Source organism: Methylobacterium cerastii, assembly GCF_022179125.1.
Taxonomy (GTDB): domain Bacteria; phylum Pseudomonadota; class Alphaproteobacteria; order Rhizobiales; family Beijerinckiaceae; genus Methylobacterium; species Methylobacterium cerastii.
Window position 1 is genome coordinate 87,802 of sequence record NZ_BPQG01000018.1, and the last position, 18,417, is coordinate 106,218.

Annotated in this window: 19 protein-coding genes; 8 read left to right on the forward strand and 11 right to left on the reverse strand. The window is 71.6% G+C overall.

All coding sequences use genetic code 11. The features are described 5' to 3' along the window. Positions 1-121: 121 nt before the first annotated feature. Both MFF13_RS07255 and MFF13_RS07260 read right to left on the reverse strand, forming a co-directional pair. Entirely contained in the window at positions 122-2,338 is a 2,217-nt protein-coding gene (locus tag MFF13_RS07255; protein WP_238271629.1) for a xanthine dehydrogenase family protein molybdopterin-binding subunit, read from the reverse strand. A gap of 69 nt (positions 2,339-2,407) precedes the next feature. Continuing rightward, positions 2,408-2,863 (reverse strand): (2Fe-2S)-binding protein, encoded by a 456-nt coding sequence (locus tag MFF13_RS07260; protein WP_147830954.1) that lies wholly within the window; start codon positions 2,861-2,863, stop codon positions 2,408-2,410. A 289-nt stretch (positions 2,864-3,152) separates the two neighbouring features. Between MFF13_RS07260 and MFF13_RS07265 the strand changes: the two genes are divergently transcribed. Then, positions 3,153-4,709 (forward strand): sensor histidine kinase, encoded by a 1,557-nt coding sequence (locus tag MFF13_RS07265; RefSeq protein WP_147830953.1) that lies wholly within the window; start codon positions 3,153-3,155, stop codon positions 4,707-4,709. 17 nt (positions 4,710-4,726) lie between these two features. Here the strand turns inward: MFF13_RS07265 and MFF13_RS07270 are convergent, their stop codons facing one another. From MFF13_RS07270 to MFF13_RS07295, 6 genes are all read right to left on the reverse strand, one after another. Beyond that, positions 4,727-5,143: an EVE domain-containing protein gene (locus tag MFF13_RS07270; RefSeq protein WP_147830961.1), complete on the reverse strand. Its 417-nt coding sequence runs from the start codon at positions 5,141-5,143 to the stop codon at positions 4,727-4,729. Between the two features lie 23 nt (positions 5,144-5,166). After that, positions 5,167-5,670, reverse strand: coding sequence for a hypothetical protein (locus tag MFF13_RS07275; protein ID WP_238271631.1), 504 nt, complete (start codon positions 5,668-5,670; stop codon positions 5,167-5,169). Continuing rightward, on the reverse strand, positions 5,667-6,671 hold the full coding sequence (locus tag MFF13_RS07280; RefSeq protein WP_147830951.1) for an NAD(P)H-dependent glycerol-3-phosphate dehydrogenase: 1,005 nt from the start codon (positions 6,669-6,671) through the stop codon (positions 5,667-5,669). The genes MFF13_RS07275 and MFF13_RS07280 overlap by 4 nt, the downstream gene beginning before the upstream one ends. Beyond that, positions 6,668-7,621 carry a GNAT family N-acetyltransferase gene (locus MFF13_RS07285; protein WP_238271633.1) on the reverse strand — a complete coding sequence of 318 codons (954 nt, stop codon included), beginning with the start codon at positions 7,619-7,621 and terminating at the stop codon, positions 6,668-6,670. The genes MFF13_RS07280 and MFF13_RS07285 overlap by 4 nt, the downstream gene beginning before the upstream one ends. Continuing rightward, positions 7,618-8,688 (reverse strand): tRNA (adenosine(37)-N6)-threonylcarbamoyltransferase complex transferase subunit TsaD, encoded by a 1,071-nt coding sequence (gene tsaD / locus MFF13_RS07290; RefSeq protein WP_238271635.1) that lies wholly within the window; start codon positions 8,686-8,688, stop codon positions 7,618-7,620. The genes MFF13_RS07285 and tsaD overlap by 4 nt, the downstream gene beginning before the upstream one ends. A gap of 98 nt (positions 8,689-8,786) precedes the next feature. Beyond that, positions 8,787-9,137: a DUF2293 domain-containing protein gene (locus MFF13_RS07295; protein WP_238271637.1), complete on the reverse strand. Its 351-nt coding sequence runs from the start codon at positions 9,135-9,137 to the stop codon at positions 8,787-8,789. A gap of 144 nt (positions 9,138-9,281) precedes the next feature. Here MFF13_RS07295 and MFF13_RS07300 point away from each other — a divergent pair, with 144 nt between their 5' ends. Both MFF13_RS07300 and MFF13_RS07305 read left to right on the forward strand, forming a co-directional pair. Continuing rightward, a complete protein-coding gene (locus tag MFF13_RS07300) occupies positions 9,282-9,539 on the forward strand; it encodes a hypothetical protein (protein ID WP_147753043.1) in 258 nt (85 codons plus the stop codon). Between the two features lie 27 nt (positions 9,540-9,566). Next, a complete protein-coding gene (locus MFF13_RS07305; protein ID WP_238271639.1) occupies positions 9,567-10,514 on the forward strand; it encodes an ABC transporter ATP-binding protein in 948 nt (315 codons plus the stop codon). A gap of 314 nt (positions 10,515-10,828) precedes the next feature. Here MFF13_RS07305 and rpsD read toward each other — a convergent pair whose 3' ends face one another. Both rpsD and MFF13_RS07315 read right to left on the reverse strand, forming a co-directional pair. After that, positions 10,829-11,446 carry a 30S ribosomal protein S4 gene (rpsD, locus tag MFF13_RS07310; protein WP_147725774.1) on the reverse strand — a complete coding sequence of 206 codons (618 nt, stop codon included), beginning with the start codon at positions 11,444-11,446 and terminating at the stop codon, positions 10,829-10,831. A gap of 193 nt (positions 11,447-11,639) precedes the next feature. Next, the gene (locus MFF13_RS07315; RefSeq protein WP_147830944.1) at positions 11,640-12,404 is read right to left on the reverse strand and encodes an alpha/beta fold hydrolase; all 765 of its coding nucleotides are present in this window, start codon (positions 12,402-12,404) and stop codon (positions 11,640-11,642) included. 105 nt (positions 12,405-12,509) lie between these two features. Here MFF13_RS07315 and MFF13_RS07320 point away from each other — a divergent pair, with 105 nt between their 5' ends. Then, on the forward strand, positions 12,510-13,352 hold the full coding sequence (locus tag MFF13_RS07320) for an FkbM family methyltransferase (protein ID WP_147830943.1): 843 nt from the start codon (positions 12,510-12,512) through the stop codon (positions 13,350-13,352). On the opposite strand, the gene sfsA is transcribed toward MFF13_RS07320, so the two are convergent. Beyond that, a complete protein-coding gene (gene sfsA, locus MFF13_RS07325) occupies positions 13,339-14,055 on the reverse strand; it encodes a DNA/RNA nuclease SfsA (protein WP_147830941.1) in 717 nt (238 codons plus the stop codon). The genes MFF13_RS07320 and sfsA overlap by 14 nt on opposite strands. 122 nt (positions 14,056-14,177) lie before the next feature. Between sfsA and MFF13_RS07330 the strand changes: the two genes are divergently transcribed. From MFF13_RS07330 to MFF13_RS07345, 4 genes are all read left to right on the forward strand, one after another. Continuing rightward, complete coding sequence (locus MFF13_RS07330; RefSeq protein ID WP_238271641.1) at positions 14,178-14,918, forward strand: competence/damage-inducible protein A; 741 nt, start codon at positions 14,178-14,180, stop codon at positions 14,916-14,918. Positions 14,919-14,962: 44 nt separating this feature from the next. Then, positions 14,963-15,838 (forward strand): formate/nitrite transporter family protein, encoded by an 876-nt coding sequence (locus MFF13_RS07335; protein ID WP_238271643.1) that lies wholly within the window; start codon positions 14,963-14,965, stop codon positions 15,836-15,838. Positions 15,839-15,970: 132 nt separating this feature from the next. After that, a complete protein-coding gene (locus MFF13_RS07340; RefSeq protein ID WP_238271651.1) occupies positions 15,971-17,599 on the forward strand; it encodes a sensor histidine kinase in 1,629 nt (542 codons plus the stop codon). Then, the gene (locus tag MFF13_RS07345; protein ID WP_147753035.1) at positions 17,596-18,300 is read left to right on the forward strand and encodes a response regulator transcription factor; all 705 of its coding nucleotides are present in this window, start codon (positions 17,596-17,598) and stop codon (positions 18,298-18,300) included. The genes MFF13_RS07340 and MFF13_RS07345 overlap by 4 nt, the downstream gene beginning before the upstream one ends. Positions 18,301-18,417: the final 117 nt, after the last annotated feature.

An 18,417-nucleotide genomic window follows, 5' to 3' on the forward strand; every position in this document is an offset into this window, starting at 1 on the left:
TCGACGCGACCAAAAGAAACGGCGCGGGACTGAAGGCCCGCGCCGCGTTTTGAGGTGGGTTCGAAGCTCTGGGAGGCCGGGTGACGGTAAGCTTCGTGTGCCGTCCGCGACGTGTCCTGCCTCACACGCCCTTCAGGCCTGCGAGGTCGAGGGGCAGCGAGCGCAGGCGCTGGCCCGTGGCGGCGAAGATCGCGTTGGAGATCGAGGGTGCCAGCACCGGGACGCCGGGCTCGCCGATGCCGGTCGGCGCCGCCGAGGACGGCACGATGTGGACCTCGACCACCGGCATCTCGCTCATCCGGGTCGGCTCGTAGGTGTCGAAGTTCTTCTCCTGCACCACGCCGTCCTTGAGGGTGATGCGGTTGCGCAGCACCGAGGAGAGGGCGAAGCCCACCGCGCCCTCGACCTGCGCACGGATCACGTCCGGGTTGACCGCGACGCCGACATCCACCGCCGCGACGATGCGGTTGACCTTCACCTTGGCGTCCTCAGCGGTGATGTCGGCGACCATCGCCACGTAGGAGCCGAAGGATTCGTGCGCGGCGATGCCGAGGCCCCGGCCCTTGCCGTTGGTCTTGGCTCCCGAATCCCAGTTCGCCTTCTCGGCGGCGAGCTTGAGCACGCCCGAGAGGCGCGGCGCGCCGGTCAGCAGCGAAAGCCGGTAGGCGAGCGGGTCGACGTCGGCGGCATGCGCCAACTCGTCGATGAACACCTCCATCGCCTGCGCGGTGTGGCTGTGGCCGACCGAGCGCCACCACAGGACCGGCACGCCCTCGCGGGTGTTGTGGACCTCGAAGCGGTAGGCCGGCAGCGCGTAGGGCGTGTCGGACGCGCCCTCGACGGTGGTGGAATCGATCCCGTTCTTGACGATCATCGCCTCGAAGGGCGAGCCGATCATGATCGACTTGCCGACCATGACGTGCTGCCAGCCGACGATCCCGCCCTTGGCGTCGAGGCCGGCGCGGACCTTGTGGTAGACGGTCGGGCGGTAGTAGCCGCCGGCCATGTCGTCCTCGCGGGTCCAGACCAGGTGCACCGACGCCTTGGCCCCCGTCGCCTTCAGGATGGTCGCGGCCTCGGCGACGTAGTCGGCCGAGGGCGTGGCGCGCCGTCCGAACGAGCCGCCGGCCCATTGCGTGTGCAGGCGGACCTTGTCGGTGGTGGTGCCCATCACCGCGGCGACGGCGGCCTGCTCGATCGTCTGGAACTGCAGGCCGGCGTAGACGTCGTAGCCGCCGTCCGGCGCGCGCTCGATCGTGGCGTTCAGCGGCTCCATCGCGGCGTGCGCCAGGTAGGGGAAGGTGAACTCCGCCTCCAGCACCTTGGCCGCGCCCTTGATGCCGGCTTCCGGGTCGCCGCGCTCGGAGGCGACGAGGCCGGGCCGCTTGGCCTGTTCGCGGTAGCCGGCCAGGATCGCGTCGGAGGAGTGCGCCTCCGCCGCGCCGTCGTCCCATACGACTTTCAGCGCCTCGCGGCCCTTCATCGCCGACCAGGTGTCCTTGGCGACGACCGCGACACCGGACGGGATCGCGACGACGTCGACCACCCCCGCGACCTTGCGGGTCGCCGCGTCGTCGAAGCTCTTCACCGTACCGCCAAAGCGCGGCGGGCGGGCGACGACGGCGGTGACCTGGCCGGGGCGGCGGATGTCGAGGGCGTAGACCGCGCTGCCGTCCGTCTTGGCGACGGAATCGAGGCGCGGCACGCGAGCGCCGATCAGCGTCCACTGGCTCGGGTCCTTCAGGTGCGGCTCCTGCGGCACCGGAAGCGTCGCCGCCGACGCGGCGAGTTCGCCGAACCGCGCCTGACGGTTCGAGCCCGCATGGCGGACGACGCCGTTCGCGACCGTGATCTCGCCCGCCGGCACCTTCCACTGGTAGGCGGCGGCGGCCACCAGCATCTCGCGGGCGGCGGCGCCCGCCTTGCGCAGCTGGAACCAGGAGTTGGCGACCGCGGTCGATCCGCCGGTCCCCTGGATCGGGCCCATCAACATGTTGTTGTAGCGGGCGGCGTCGGCGGGGGCGAACTCGGTGCGCACCCGCGACCAATCCGCGTCGAGCTCGTCGGCGAGGATGGTGGCGAGGCCGGTCGTGTTGCCCTGCCCCATGTCGAGGTGCTTGATGATCACCGTCACGGTGTCGTCGGACCCGATCCGCACGAAGGCGTTCGGGTCCGCCTTCACCCCCGAAAGGTCGGGGCCGGCGGCGGCGCGCGCCGTGTTCTTCAGGTCGAGGCGGAAGCCGACGACGATGGCGCCGGTCGCGGCGGCGCCCCCGGCGAGGAAGCTGCGGCGGGTCGCGCGCGGAAAGCGCGGGTCCGTCTGACGGATCTTCAGCATGGCGTGGCTCCGGTCAGTGCGGGAACGGGCGTAGGGTCTGGGGGCGACGGGCGACGCGGACGCGAGCGATCACGCCAGCGTCTTGGCGGCCTCGTGGATCGCCGCGCGGATGCGCTGGTAGGTGCCGCAGCGGCAGACGTTGCCGTCCATGGCTCCGTCGATGTCGGCCTCGGACGGCTTCGGGTTCTCCGTGAGCAGGCCGATCGCGGACATGATCTGCCCGGACTGGCAGTAGCCGCACTGGACCACGTCGAGCTTGCGCCACGCGCCCTGCACCGCCTCGGCGACGCGGCCGGACACGCCCTCGATCGTGGTGACCTTGGCTTCGCCGACGTCGCCGACCCGGGTTTGGCAGGAGCGGACCGGCTGCCCGTCGAGGTGGACCGTGCACGCGCCGCACTGGGCGATGCCGCAGCCGTACTTGGTGCCGGTCTTGTCGAGGTGGTCGCGCAGCGCCCAGAGCAACGGCATCTCGGGGTCGGCGTCGATCGCGTGCCGGACGCCGTTGACGGTGAGGTTCAGCATCCGAGATCTCCCGCGCGTAAGTCTCTCTCGTCGATCGCTAGTCCCGGCACGCCCCGATGCGATGTGCGTCCGCGCACCCGCGGCGAACACTTGTTGACGCGCCATCGGCGAACGTCGGCCACCCGCCGGCGGCGAACACCTGGCACCGTGATCGCGACCTTCGCGCGATCAGGACAATCGTCGCGACCGCGGCAGGCCGTTCTTAACATATCGCGCGCAACGTCGGGCCTCTCATGTTGCGGTCCGGCGCGTCGAGCCGGCCCCCTTCGTCCAGCCTTCGAAGAGGCCGATGTCCGAACTGACGGTCGAGATGGTGCAGCGCGGCCGCGGTCCTTCGTCGGAAGAGGCCGTGCGACGCCGTGGGGTCGCGCGCGACATGCGCTCGGCCCGGGAAAAGCTGACCTCGAAGACCGGCCTCGTGCGGGCGTTCGACTACGAGCTGCTGCGCCTCTACGCGCAGTACCGGGCGGGCGCCGGGATCCCGCTCGGCCTGTTCGCGATCGCGATGGCCAGCGCCGCCTGCTTCTGGGTGGAGCCGCTGGTCGCGTCGATCTGGGCGCTCTGCGCGTTCCTGATGATCACCCTCAACGCGTCGATGAGCCGGAGCTTCCTCCGCGCCGAGCCCGGCGCGGTGTCCCTCGCGCGCTGGCGCCGACGCTTCGCCTTCGGCGAGGTGATGCAGAGCCTGAGCTGGTCGGCGATCGTCGGCCTGGGCATGCTGGGCGGCTGGCACTTCGCGCTGTTCGGCCTGATCATCGCGGCCGCCGTCGCCACGATGGTGGCCGCCACCGTTCCGACCGCCGCCGCCGCCGCCCTCGTTCCCCTCGCGCTGGCGACCCTGTGCCTCCTGACCTTCGCCCGCGAGGCCGACGCCGTGATGCTCGTCGCGATGGCGATCGGCTCGCAGATCTTCTTCCTCGGCCTGGCGCGGCGGATCTACACCTCCACTGTGGGCGCGCTGCAGTCGCGCGCGGAGAAGGATGCGGTGTTCGGCGAGCTGGAGCAGGCCAAGGCCAACTCCGACGAGGCCCGGCGCCGGGCGGAGGAGGCGAATCTCGCCAAGTCCCGGTTCCTGGCGACGATGAGCCACGAGTTGCGCACGCCGCTGAACGCCATCCTCGGCTTCTCCGAGGTGATGAAGAACGAGGTGTTCGGCCCACACACCGCGCCGAGCTACGGCGAGTATTCCACCGACATCCACGACAGCGGGATGCACCTGCTGAACCTGATCAACGAGATCCTCGACCTCTCCCGGATCGAGGCCGGCCGCTACGAGCTCAACGAGGAGGCGGTGACGCTGGCCCACATCGTCGAGGAGTGCCGCCACATGATGGGGCTGAAGGCCCGCGGCAAGAACCAGACCTTCCTCGACTTCGTCGACGACACCCTGCCACGGCTCTGGGCCGACGAGCGCGCCCTGCGCCAGGTGGTGCTGAACCTGCTCTCGAACGCGGTGAAGTTCACCCCGCCCGGCGGCGAGATCACGATCAAGGTCGGCTGGACCAGCTCCGGCGGCCAGTACGTCGCGGTCAAGGACAGCGGCCCCGGCATCCCGGAGGACGAGCTCGGCACGGTCATGTCCTCGTTCGGCCGCGGTTCGCTCGCGATCAAGACCGCCGAGCAGGGCTCCGGCCTCGGCCTACCGATCGTGAAGGGCCTCGTCGACCTGCACGGCGGCAACTTCACCCTGAAGTCGCGCCCGCGCGAGGGCACCGAGGTGATCGTCACGCTGCCGGCGAGCCGGGTGATGGACACGCTCGCCGCCGTCGCCGTCGGGGGAGAGCCGGCACCCGAGACGCGGGCCGGCACGGGCCGCCCCAAGGCCCCGTCCGCCAAGGCCGCGTAAGGGCTACGTGCAGGCGGTCAGCCGAGCCCGCCCATGGCACGCACCAGGTCCCACTCGGCGTCCGTCACCGGCTGCACCGACAGGCGCGAGTTGTTGACGAGCACCATGTCCTTGAGCGCCGACTCGGCCTTGATCGCATCGAGGGTGACAGGGTTCGGCAGTGCCTCGACTGCGGCGAGGTCGACCATGCCGAAGCGTCCGGTCGCGTCGGTGTGGTCCGGGTAGTACGGCTTGATCACGCGCACGATCCCGACGACGGCCTTGCCCTCGTTCGAGTGATAGAAAAACCCGAGGTCGCCGACCTGCATCGCCATGAGCTGCTTCTTGGCGAGGTGGTTGCGCACCCCGTTCCAGTGGGTGCCGCCCTCACCCGCCGCGACCTGCTGCGCCCACGACCAGGTCGCGGGTTCGGACTTGTAGAGCCAGTAGGCCATCCGTCTCATCGCTCGTTCGAAAGTCAGGGCCGGCCGGCGGCGTCGGCCCAGAAGGCCAGGCTCGCCGGGTTGATCGGCGAACCCGCTTGCGCGTTGCGCAGGGTCGCGAACGCGTGGAAATCCTGCGCTTCCGCCGCGCCGAGGAGGTCGCGGGTCGCCGTGAGGATGCGGGTAATGCGCAGGTGGTTGTGGTCGTGCGGCGCCAGCCACCGGTCGGTCCCGACGTAGAAGCGGCGCATGCGTGCGAGGGCGGCGCGCAGGCCCTCGCGGGCCGCCGGGTCGGCGCGGATCGCGTCCGCTTCGGCCGGCGTCAGCACCGGTGCGCCGGGCACGGCGCGGCTCGCCTGGGCGAGCGGGAAGCACCATTGGATGAAGTCGTGCACCGCCTCGATCCGCAGGTCGTCGAAGGCGAGCACCGTCGCCAGCGTGCGGCCGGCGCCGTCCGTGCCGGTGCCGGCGAGGAAGGCGTGGATCGGGGTCGCCGGGGTCGAGGTCGCTAGGGTCGAGGTCGCTGGGGTCGAGGTCACTCGGCCTCCGCCTTCAGCGGTCGGGCGAGCAGCGCGGCGACCACGTCTTCGACGCTGGCGCGTCCGGCGACGATCGCCGCGACGGCTTCGGCGATCGGCATCTCGATCCCCTGCCCGCGGGCGAGCCCGACCAAGGCTGTCGCGGTGAAGGCGCCCTCGGCGAGCTTGCCCCCGGCGGCGGCCTCCGGCGCGGCGCCCTGCCCGAGCGCGAGGCCGAAGGCGAAGTTGCGCGATTGCGGCGAGGAGGCGGTGAGCACGAGGTCGCCGAGGCCCGACAGGCCCATCAGCGTCTCGGGCCGGCCGCCGAAGCTGCGGGCGAACCGCATCAGCTCGGCGAAGGCGCGGGCGATCAGCGCGGCGCGGGCGCTCTCGCCGAGGCCGCGCCCGGCGACGATCCCCGCGGCGATGGCGAGCACGTTCTTGCCGGCCCCGCCGATCTCGACGCCGCGCACGTCGTCGGTGTGGTAGAGCCGCAGGGCCGGGCCGGACAGCAGGCGGGCGAGGCTCGCGGCGAGCCCGGCATCCGCGGCGGCCAGCGTCACCGCCGTCGGCAGGTTGCGGGCGACGTCCACCGCGAAGCTCGGGCCGGACAGGACCGCGACCGGCGCGCCCGCCGGCAACACCTCGGCCGCCACCGCGCTCATGAACGCGCCGGTCGTGCGCTCGATCCCCTTCGAGCACAGGACCACCGGCGCGCCCGGCGCGAAGGCGGGGGCGAGCTGCGCGAGCACCGCGCGCGAGGTCTGCGCCGGCGTCACCATCAGCACCGCGTTCGCGCTGGCGAGGTCGCCGGCCTCGGCCGTCGCGCGGATGCGTGGATGCAGCTTGACGCCCGGCAGGTAGCGCGCGTTCTCGCGCGACGCTTCGAGTGCGGCGGCGGTTTCGGCGTCGCGCAGCCACAGGGTGACCGGCCGGCCCGCTGCCGCTGCGGCGTTCGCCAGCGCCGTGCCCCAGGCGCCGCCGCCGACCACCGCGACGGGTCGCGCGTTCTCGCCGGTCATGCGGGCTCTCCGGCAAAATCCGCCGCGGCGAGGCGGTAGAGGACGTGCCGGCGCAAGGGGGCGTCGGCGGGAACCGCGGGATGGTCGAAATCCTCCGCCTGCACCATCCCAAGCCGCTCCATCACCCGCCGCGACGGCGTGTTGCCGAGGGCTGTGAACGCCACCACGCCTGGGAGCCCGCAACGGCCGAACAGGTCCGCGAGGATCAGGCGCGCGGCGCGGGTGGCGATGCCGCGGCCCCAGGCCTCGGGGCTGAGGCGCCAGCCGATCTCGATGAGGCTGCCCGGGCGTTCGCCGCCGGCGAACGGCATCGCGCGCATCAACCGCATCGCGCCGACGAAGCCGAGGAACGGCCCGCTTGGCTCCTCGACGGCCCAGGGGCCGAAGCCGTCGGCCTCGAAGCGCCGGTCGAGGGCGCGGGCCTCGGTCAGGCTCTCGCCGGCCGACTTCAACTTCGGGAAATGGCGCATCACCTCCGGGTCGGCGTTCAGCCGCGCGAAGGGCGCGTCGTCCGCGCGGCGCCAGCGGCGCAGGCGCAACGACGCCGTCTCCAGGGTCGCGGGGGCCTCGGGCGGGCGGCGCTTGCCGCGCCATTGCAGCGAGCGCCGATTGAGCAGGGCGAGGTCGGCGCGCCCCGAAAGCACGGCGTTGCCGAGGTCGATCGCCACCGCGAGCCGATCGGGCGGCATGTTGGCCCAGGCCGGCGCGGCCACGCTCTCGCGCCACGGGCCGTTGCAGGCGTTGTCGAGGAGGATGCGCGCGAAGCAGTGGTCGTCGACGACGGGCCAATCCGGATGCGCGGGCGCGGCCTGCGGCAGCAGGCGGTCGACGAGGTCGCGCCAGCGCGCCTGCGGCTCGCCGACGGGAGGCGCGGCGTCCGGCTCGGGCGCAGGCGACCTCAGATCGCGAAAATTTCCGCGGGCGAGGACGTGGCGGGCGGCTCCGCTCATCCGGCGGTCGCCTCGGCGCGGGGTGCTTCGGCGGGAGGCACGTCGGCGAAGGGCCAGCGGGCGCGGGCCGGCGCGGTGATGTCGTCGGTCATGCCGAGCCGCAGGCGCTCGATGCCGGCCCAGGCGATCATCGCGCCGTTGTCGCCGCAGAGCGCCAGCGGCGGTGCGACGAAGGCGAGGCCCGCCTCCCCCGCCAGCGCCGCCAGCGCCCTACGGATCGCGCCGTTGGCCGAGACGCCGCCCGCGGCCACCAGGGCGGTCGGGTGCCCGGCGACGCCGGAGAAGGTGCGCAACGCCACGCGGACGCGGTCGACCACCACGTCGACCACCGCGGCCTGGAAGCCGGCGCAGAGGTCGGCGACGTCGCGCTCGGCGAGCGGCGCGGTGCGCTCCGCCTCGATCCGGAGGGCGGTCTTGAGGCCGGACAGGGAGAAGTTCGCGTCGCGGCGCCCGAGCATCGGCCGCGGCAGGGCGAAGCGCTCCGGGTCGCCGGCTTCCGCCATGCGCTCGACCTCGGGGCCGCCGGGATAGGCCAGCCCCAGGAGCTTGGCGACCTTGTCGAAGGCTTCGCCGATGGCGTCGTCGATGGTGCCGCCGAGGCGGACGTAGTCGCCGACGCCCTTCACCGCGACGAGCTGGGTGTGGCCGCCCGAGGCGAGCAGCAGCAGGTAGGGGAAGGCGAGGCCGTCGGTCAGCCGCGCGGTGAGCGCGTGCGCCTCGAGGTGGTTGACGGCGAGCAACGGCTTGCGCGCGACGAGCGCCAGGGTCTTGGCGGTGACGAGGCCGACCAGCACCCCGCCGATCAGGCCGGGGCCGGCCGCGACCGCGATGCCGTCCACGTCCTTGAGGGCCATGCCGGCGCGGTCCAGGGCGCGGGCGATCAGCCGATCCAGCACCTCGACGTGAGCGCGGGCGGCGATCTCGGGCACCACGCCGCCATAGGCCGCGTGCTCCGCGATCTGGCTCAGCACCTCGTTCGAGCGGATGACGCCGCGCCCGTCCTCGCCCGGCGCGACGATCGCGGCGGCGGTCTCGTCGCAGGTGGTTTCGATGCCCAGCACGTTCATGGTGACGATCGACGCTTCCGTTCCCGCGCGAACCCGCCCGCCCCGTGTATCCGCTCGGGGCGCCCCCCGGCAACGACCCGCGGCGCCGATCGCGCGCCTCAGGGCGTGTCGGCCTCGTCGGAGGCTTCCGCCTCCGGGATCGGCGCCGCGCCCCAGCCGGCCAGCACCGCGTTCAACGCGTCGAGGACGAAGTGGCGGGCGCTGTCACGATCGTAGCCCTCGGCGAGGAGGTCGTCGTAATCGGTGAAGACGTGGCGGGCGTAGGCGACGAGGGCGAGCCGCGCCGCCGTCTCGGGCGCCGCTCCGCGCAGGCCCTGGCTGGCGAGCGCCGAATCGACGACCGCCTCGGCCTCGAACTCCGGCAGGCGCCGGGCGAGGCGTGCGAGCGCGGCCGCGACCTGCTCCCTTCGGTTGCGCGGCGCCCCGCCGTCCTGTCGCGCTGCGGGCAAACGACGCTCCCTCGGATTCTCGGCGCGATCGGCCGGCATCGGTGGCGGGCGTGCCATAGTTTTTGACCGAGCGCACGCTAGGATGACGCCATCGACGTCGTGCCCGGGTCTGAGCCTGCACGCGCGACGCTCCCGGAGACGACCATGATCCGCCGCCTCGCCTTCTTCCTGCTGATCCCCGCCCTCGCGACCGCCCCCGCGTTCGCGGAGAAGGCCGCCACCGGTGCGACCGTGCCTCGGCCCGCCGGCGCCCAGCCCACGAGCGAGGCCCGCAAGGAGTCGGCGATGAAGGCGGCGAATCAGGCCGAGATGCTCAAGGCGCAGAAGGCGTCCGCCGCCCGCGACAAGGCCTGGGACACGCGCACCCGCGCCTCGATGTCCTCGATCTGCAAGGGCTGCTGAGCGGCGCGCCGAGGCGCCGCACCGGCCGTGATCCGCTTCGAGGGCGTCTCCAAGCACTTCCCCGGGGCGCCCGGCCCCGCCGTCGACCGGCTCGACCTGACGATCCCCGAGGGCAGCACCTCCGTGCTGATCGGGCCTTCGGGCTGCGGCAAGTCGACGACGCTGCGGCTGGTCAACCGGCTGATCGACCCGGATGCCGGGCGCATCACCCTCGGTGGGCGCGATGTCGCGACCACGGACCCGATCGCCCTGCGCCGCGGCATCGGCTACGTGCTGCAGGGGGTCGGCCTGTTTCCCCATCGCAGCGTCGCCGAGAACGTCGCCACCGTCCCCGGCTTGCTGGGCTGGCCGAAGGCGCGGATCGCCGGCCGCGTCGACGCGATGCTCGATCTCGTCGGCCTCGATCCGGCGACCTATCGCGACCGCCGCCCGGACGCGCTCTCCGGCGGCCAGCGCCAGCGCGTCGGCGTCGCCCGGGCGCTCGCCGCGGACCCGCCGGTGATCCTGATGGACGAGCCGTTCGGCGCCGTCGACCCGGTCGCGCGCGGCCGGCTCCAGGCCGAGATCGGCGCGATCCTCAAGCGTCTGTCCAAGACCGTGTTGATCGTCACCCACGACATCGACGAGGCGATGCTGATGGGCGATCGCGTCGTGCTGATGCGGGCCGGTCGCGTGGTCCAGGCGGAGGTGCCGCGCGCCCTCCTGGCGGCGCCGGCCGACGCCTTCGTGGCGTCCTTCGTCGGGGAGGACCGGGCGCTGCGCCGTCTCGCGCTGGTGACGGTGGCGGAGGCCGCCGAGCCCGGCGAGGCTGTGGGTGCGCCGAGTATCGCGGCCGGTGCGTCGCTGCGCGATGCCCTCTCGGCGATGCTGGCCGCCGGCTGCACGCGCCTCGTCGTCACCGGCGGGCCGGGGGCGCGCCACGTGACCCTGGACGCGATCCAGCGCGCGGGCTCCGTCGGGAAGCGCGAGGCCTGAAGGGGCGTCGGTTTTTCCGGGGCGTTTACAGGCGACGCCCGGTCCTGGCCGCCCATTTCCAGACCCTCCCCGTCATCCCGGGCTCGTCTGCGGCACCCCGGGATGACGGAAGCGTTGCGCGCGGCAGTGGAAAGTCGCGTGAACGCAAAACCGCGCGCGCCACCTCGCCTGATCACACATGGAAAAGGGCCGCCCTTTCGGACGACCCTTCCCGTAGATACGACGATGAGACGTCACGAAGATATGACGATGGAACGTCACACAGATACGACGATGACACGTCACATAGAGATGACGATGGAACGTCGAGACGATCAGCGCGAGTAGAACTCGATCACGAGGTTCGGTTCCATCTGCACCGGGTACGGCACCTCGGTGAGGCCCGGCACGCGGGTGACGCGCGCGGTCATCTTCTGGTGATCGACCTCGATGTAGTCGGGCACGTCGCGCTCGGGGAGCTGCGAGGCGACGACCACGATCTCGAGCTGACGCGAGGCTTCCTTGACCTCGATCAGGTCGCCCGGCTTCACGAGGTAGCTCGGGATGTTGACCCGGCGCCCGTTGACCTTGATGTGGCCGTGGTTGACGAACTGGCGGGCCGCGAACGGCGTCGCCACGAACTTGGAGCGGTACACCACGGCGTCGAGGCGGCGCTCGAGCAGGCCGATCAGGTTCTCGCTCGAGTCGCCGCGCAGGCGGATGGCCTCGGCGTAGTACCGGCGGAACTGCTTCTCGGTGATGTTGCCGTAGTAGCCCTTGAGCTTCTGCTTGGCGCGCAGCTGCGTGCCGAAGTCGCTCATCTTGCCCTTGCGGCGCTGGCCGTGCTGGCCGGGGCCGTATTCGCGGCGGTTCACGGGGCTCTTCGGGCGGCCCCAGATGTTCTGCCCCATGCGGCGGTCGAGCTTGTGCTTCGCCTGAATCCGCTTCGACATATCGCGTGTCCTCTCGCAAACGAGAATTCGAGGAACGCGCCCTCCTCTTCCCGCCGGCCTTGCGGCCCGGGACGACAGAGCGGCCGTGTCGGCCGTTCGCGGGTGCGTATGAAAACGCCAAGCGGCCCCTCAGAGGAGCCGCGATGACGAGGGCGTTCCTAGTCGAGCCGGCCGAACTGGTCAATCCTCGCCGTCACGGGCGCGCCGCGAGGAAGGCCAGCACCCCGTCGCGGTGCGGCTTGGCGCCGACGGCGGAGCTGTGGTCGCGCCCTTCGAGCTCGAGGCTCTGCGCGTTCGGCATCAGCGCGGCGAGCGCCGGCCCGGAGCCGGCGACGGTGTCGAGGGTGCCGACGCTGACGAGGACCGGCACTTCGATCTGCCCGATCTCGGCGCGCGACAGGGTCTGGCGCGAGCCGCGCATGCAGGCGGCGAGCGCGCGCAGGTCGCTCCTGGTCTGCTCGGCGAAGATGCGGAAGGCGGCCGCCGTCGGGTTCGCGGCTTTCGTGCCCGCGGGCGCCTCGAGCGCCTCGGCGATGCCGGAGGGCAGGCCCTTTCCCTCGACGAGGTGCAGGCCGAGGCCGCCGATCAACGCCGAGCGGACGCGCGCCGCGTGGTCGAGGGCGAGGTGCGCGGTGATGCGGGCCCCCATCGAGTAGCCCATGATGTCGGCGCGCGCGATCCCGAGATGGTCGAGGAGGCGCACGGCGTCGCCCGCCATGTCCTCGGAGCCGTAGCGGGCGGGGTCGTAGAGCTTCTCGCTCTCGCCGTGGCCGCGGTTGTCCAGGGCGATGGCGCGGTAGCCGGCCTGGGTCAGCGTGCGCACCCACGTCGTGTTGACCCAGTTGACCGCGTGGTTCGAGGCGAAGCCGTGGATCAGCAGGACCGGGTCGCCGGTCCCGCCGACGGCCGGCACGTCGATGTAGGCGATCCGCACGCCGTCCGAATCGAAGCTGTCCATGGTCGTGGCCTTTCGCGTCCCGCGCCTCGCTTAAGAGCCGGCGCAGCGATGGGCAACGCGCGAGATGCTTGCGGGCCGGCGGCGCGGCTGGCATCAGCCCGGGGCATGAGCGACCATCAGCCCTACGGCACCTACGCCCCGGCCGGCCTCGTGGCGGCGATCGCCCGGCGGACCCTGCGGTTCTCGCCCGATTCCTGGCGCGGCCGAAGGATGGCGATGTTCCTGCGGCGCCTCGCGATCACGCTGATGCGCGGCAAGCCCCTCGACGTCGAGCGGCTCGGCGCCCGGATGCGGCTGCACCCCTACAACAACAATTGCGAGAAGAAGGTGCTGTTCACGCCGCAGTTCTTCGACCCGCAGGAGCGCGCCCTGCTGAAGGCGCGCCTGGAGCCGGGCTGCACCTTCCTCGACATCGGCGCCAACATCGGCGCCTACGCCCTGTTCGTGGCGGCCTTCGCCGGGCCTCGTGCGCGCATCCTCGCGGTCGAGCCGCAGCCTGACATCTTCGACCGGCTGACCTACAACATCGCCCAGAACCCGTTCCACACTGTGAAGGCGGTGGCCTGTGCCGTCGCCGACAAGGCCGGCGAGCTGACGCTGTTCGTCGACCCGCGCAACCGCGGTGAATCGAGCCTGAAGATCGTCGGCACCAACGAGAGCGCGCAGATCAAGGTGCCGGCGGTGACCCTGATGGACCTCGTGCGCACCGAGGGCCTGACCCGCATCGACGCGATCAAGCTCGACGTGGAGGGTGCCGAGGACCTGATCCTCGAACCGTTCCTTCGCGAGGCGCCCCCGGCCCTGCTGCCGAAGCTGCTTGTCATCGAGGACGGCGTCGATCAGTGGCAGATCGACCTGCCGAAGCTCCTAGAAGGCCACGGCTACCGCGAGACCGGCCGCACCCGGCTTAACCGGATGTTCGAGCGGGTCGCCGCTAATCCGGCGTGACGATCGGGATCGCGTCGGCGACCGTCACCCCCTCCGGGTCGATCCGGCAGCGGTAGGCGTAGGTCTCCACTCCGGCTGCCCGCGCGTCCCGAAAGGCGCGGTCGAAGGCCGGATCGAGGTCGCGGGCGACGTCGAAGGCTTCCGCCTGCATCTGCGCCACGACGATGACGACCGCGCGGCCGCCGCCGGCGACCACCTCGGCAAGGTCGCGCATGTGCCGCGCACTCCGGGCCGCGACGCAGTCGGGGAACTCGGCGAGGTCCGCCTGCCGCATCAGGTGGCAGTTCTTCACCTCCACGTGGGCCGGCGGGAGCCCGCCCCCGCTTGCGAGGAAATCGACGCGGCTCGCCGCAGCGTAGCGGACCTCTGGCTTCAGCGCCGTGTAGCCGGACAGCGGCGCGAGGCCGCCTGCGGCGAAGGCTTCGGCGACCAGCGCGTTCGGGCGCATCGTGTTGATGCCGACCCATTGCGGGCCGCCGGGCAAGTTCGCCTCCACTAGCTCCCAGGAATAGGTGAGCTTCCGGGTCGGGCTGTTGGCAGGCGAGAGCAGGACGCGGTTCCCGGCTTCCTTCAGGCCCAGCATCGCGCCGGGGTTGGCACAATGCGCGGTGACGCGCGTGCCGTCGGCCAGGTCCACGTCGGCGAGGAAGCGCTTGTAGCGCTGCACCAGGCGGCCTTCGATCAGGGGTGTGGGAAAGCGCATCGGGTCCTGGCTGCGTCGCGGTCGCAGTGCATAGCCGACACGTGCCCGCGCATGAAGGCACCCTCGGTGGTCGCGCGCCCTCCGCCGCGCTATCTGCGACGGAACCCAGGACGACGAGCCCCATGACAATCGATCCCACCGCGATGACCGCCGCAATCCTCGTGATCGGCGACGAGATCCTGTCCGGCCGGACGAAGGACAAGAACATCGGCACGATCGCCGACTATCTCACAGCGGTCGGCATCGACCTGCGCGAGGTGCGGATCGTGCCCGACGAGCCGGACGCGATCGTCGGCGCGGTGAACGCGCTCCGCGCGGCCCACACCTACCTGTTCACCACCGGCGGCATCGGCCCGACCCACGACGACATCACCGCCGACTGCGTCGCCGAGGCCTTCGGCGTCGGCATCGACGTCGACCCGCGCGCCAAGGCGATGCTGCTGGAGCGGCACAAGCCCGAGGACCTGAACGAAGCCCGACTGCGCATGGCGCGGATCCCGGACGGCGCCGACCTGATCGCCAACCCGATCTCGAAGGCGCCGGGCTTCCGCATCGGCAACGTCTTCGTCATGGCCGGCGTGCCCTCGATCATGCAGGCGATGCTCGACCAGGTCGGCCCGACCCTGCCCACCGGCGCCCGGATGCTCTCCGAGACTGTCGAGGCCGGCAACCTGCCCGAGGGCAACTACGCCGCCGACCTCGCTGAGATCGCGAAGTCCTACGCGGACGTATCGATTGGATCCTATCCCTCGATGACGAAGGACGGGTTCGCCAACCGCATCGTCGCCCGCGGCAAGGATGCCGCCTCGGTGGCGCGTGCGCGGGCCGAGATCGAGGCGCTGGTGGCGCGCCTGCGCGGCTGACGGCAGCCCGTCTCAGTTTTTCCGGTTCGTGGAGCGTATGCGTGATGGCCGAGCGGAAGCCCGACGACAAGGAAGCCCGGCACGACGCGCACAAGGAAGCGGTGGCCGAGATCGGCCGCCCGGATGCCTTCGTGCTGCACGAGGTGATCCGGCGCGAGGGCAATGAGGAGTTGCGCCGCGACGGCGGGGCGCTGTTCCTCTCGGCCTTCGCCGCGGGCTTGAGCATCGCACTGTCGCTGATCGTGCCTGGCGTGCTGAAGACCCATCTTCCCAAGGGCGAGTGGACAAAGCTCCTCACCACGATGGGCTATGCGGTGGGCTTCCTGGTGGTGGTGCTCGGGCGGCAGCAACTCTTCACCGAGAACACCATCACGCCGATCCTGCCGCTGCTACACGACCGCTCGGCGAAGACCGCGTGGCGGGTGCTGCGCCTCTGGGCGATCGTGCTCTCGGGCAACATCCTGGCGACCCTGGCGATCGCGACCGTGCTCGCCCATACCGGCGCCTTCGAGCCGTCGGTTAAGGCGGCCTTTGCCGAGATCAGCCACCAGGCCATCGCGTTTCCGTTCTGGGACACCGTGCTGAAGGCGATCTTCGCCGGCTGGATGATCGCCTTGATGGTCTGGTTCCTACCGGCCACCGGTACGGCGGCGCCGTTCGTGATCTTTCTGATGACCTGGCTGGTCTCCCTCTGCGGCCTCGCCCACATCGTCGCGGGATCGGTCGAGGCGTTCTACCTCGTGGTCACCGGCGCGGCGACGATGGGCGAGTACGCCGAGCGGTTCTTCGTGCCGACGTTGGTCGGCAACGTCTTCGGCGGCATGACGCTGGTGGCGGTGCTCAATTACGGACAGGTCGCCCCGGAGGTCGAGGAGAGCCGCGAGGTCGAGGAGGCCGAGGGCGGCGCCAACCGGGATTGAGGACGGTTCGCCCCCGCCGGCTGAGTTGGCTTTCCCACGGATTCGACCGAAAAGCTGATCCGAAGAGGCCGTGCTGGCGGCGTTCGCTCCATCGCGACGCGGCCGGAAACAGGGTCGATTGGGAAAGGGACGATGCGTTCGCTAAAGGTCCGCTTCGCCTTGCTGCTCGGGTCGATCGCCCTCGTCGTCGTGCTGGCGGCGGCCGGCGTGCTCGCCGCGATCGGCGCCGCCGAGCGGACGATCGACCGGACGCTCGCCGCGCAGGGGCGCCTCGAACTCCTGGCCGAGCTGTCGGGCCGGATGACCCAATTCGGCATGGCCGCGGTCGAGACCATCGGCAACCCCGACCTCGCGCCGGAAGCGATGGGCATCGCGCGGAGCAACGTCGACCGCGCGCTGACAACCGTCGACGAGGCGCTGTCGCGATCCGTCGCCGGCAGCGACGACCCGCTGGACCGGATGCAATACGCCCTGCGCAGCCGGCCGATGGCGCAGCTGCGCGCGGCCCGGGTGATCCTCGACCGGCAGGTGTCTCAGATCGTCCGCGAGACCGATTCCGAGAAGCGCCAGAACTCGATCAAGGGTGCGCTCAACGGCTTCGGCGCGATGACCGGGCAGCCGCTCTCGTTCCTGATCGAGGCCGAGCGCCGCAGCATGGTGCTGGGCTCGGATGCGGCCCGCGAGCTGTCGCGCCGCCTGCGGATCGCGGCGGCCCTGGCGGTGCTCGACGCGCTCGGGCTCGTCGTGCTGCTGTGGCGGAGCATCACCCGGCCGACTTTGGCGCGGATCGAGGCCGTGCGCCGGGCCGCCGGCGCCATCGGCGGCGGAAAGCTCGACACGCGCTTGTCCGTCGCGACCCGCGACGAGCTCGGCCTGTTGGTCGCCAACGTCAACCGCATGGCGGCACGCCTTTCTCGCCGCGAAGGCCGCGTTGCCGCCGACCGCGCGGCCTTGGAGGACACGGTCGAGGCCCGCACCGCCGACCTTCGCGCCGCCAACGCCCGACTCGAGGCGGTCGACCGCTCGCGCCGCCGCTTCTTCGCCGACGTGAGTCACGAGCTGCGCACCCCGCTGACCGTCATCCTCGGGGAATGCGACCTCGCGGCCCGCGCCGGACCCCGCATCACCGATCACGCCCCGGCCTTCGCCACCATCCGCAAGCGCGCGATGCGGCTGAAGCTGCGTGTGGAGGATCTCCTGCGTGTCGCCCGCTCGGAATCGGGCGAGATCGAGCTCGACCGCCGGGCCCTCGGGCTCGCCCCGGTCCTGGCCGAGGCGGTCGACAACCTCGCATCGGAGGCCGCCCGACGCCGCGTCGCGCTGACCTTCGAGCCGGGTGCGCGAGACCTCGAAGTGCTGGCCGACCGCGAGTGGATGCGCCAGGTCGTCGAGAGCCTGATCGACAACGCGCTGCGCCACGCCACAGGGCTCACCCGGGTCGTCGTCGCCCTGTCCGGCGGCGGCGCGGCGCCGGCGCGCATCACGGTCACCGACGACGGGCCGGGTTTCGGCGACCGCGAGCAGACGTTGTTCGAGCGCTTCCGGCGCGGCGACCGCCCGGCGGAGATGGGCTTCGGGATCGGATTGGCCCTGGCGCGTTGGCTCATCGAACAGCATGATGGCACAATCCGCCTCGGCGCTGGCGAGGACGGCCACGGGGCGAGGGTCACGCTGGACCTCCCGCCTCTCGACCTCACCGTTGAGGGCGACGACGCGGCGAGCCGGGACGATCGACGGATGCGGAAGGACGACGCGGCATGACGCGAATCCTCGTGGTCGAGGACGACATCGACATCCGTGGCCTGCTCACCCGCGGCCTCGAGGCAGAGGGCTTCTCCGTCGACACCGCCGGCTGCGTCGGCGACGCGCTGGCCGCCGCTCGAGACGAGAGTCCGGAGGCGGTGGTGCTCGACATCACCCTGCCCGACGGGTCGGGCCACGACGTGTGCCGCTCCTTGCGCGAGGGCGGCTATCCCGGCCCGATCCTGTTCCTCTCGGCACGCGACGAGATTCGCGACCGGGCCGAAGGCCTCGCGCTCGGGGCCGACGACTACATCGTCAAGCCCTTCGTGTTCGACGAGCTGGTGGCGCGCCTGCGCACGCACCTGATGCGCCGTCAGGCGGCGGAGGGGCCTCGCACGCTGATCAACGCGGGCAAGCTCGTCCTCGACCTAGACACCCGGCAGGTCACCTGCGGCGAGGCGTCGGCCCGCCTGACCCCGCGCGAGGCCGAGCTGCTGGCCATGCTGATGGAGAGCGTGAACCGCCCGGTCTCCCGCGCCGACATCTTCGAGCGGCTGTGGGCGAGCCAGGGCGGCCTTTCGCTGAACGTGGTCGACGTCTACGTCGGCTACCTGCGCACGAAGATGGCCGACTTCGTCCGCCACGGTGGTCCGCTCCTCGTCACCGTGCGCGGACGCGGCTTCATGCTGGACTCCCGCGGTCCGGACTACCGGCACTGACCGGTGCGACGTTCGGGCGGGTGGTTCCTCACAAAAATTTGGGAGCATCCGGCAATTTAGTGCTTGAAGCCGGAGCGGGAATTGCGGATACCCGTGCCGCGCTGGAAAACAAAAGCG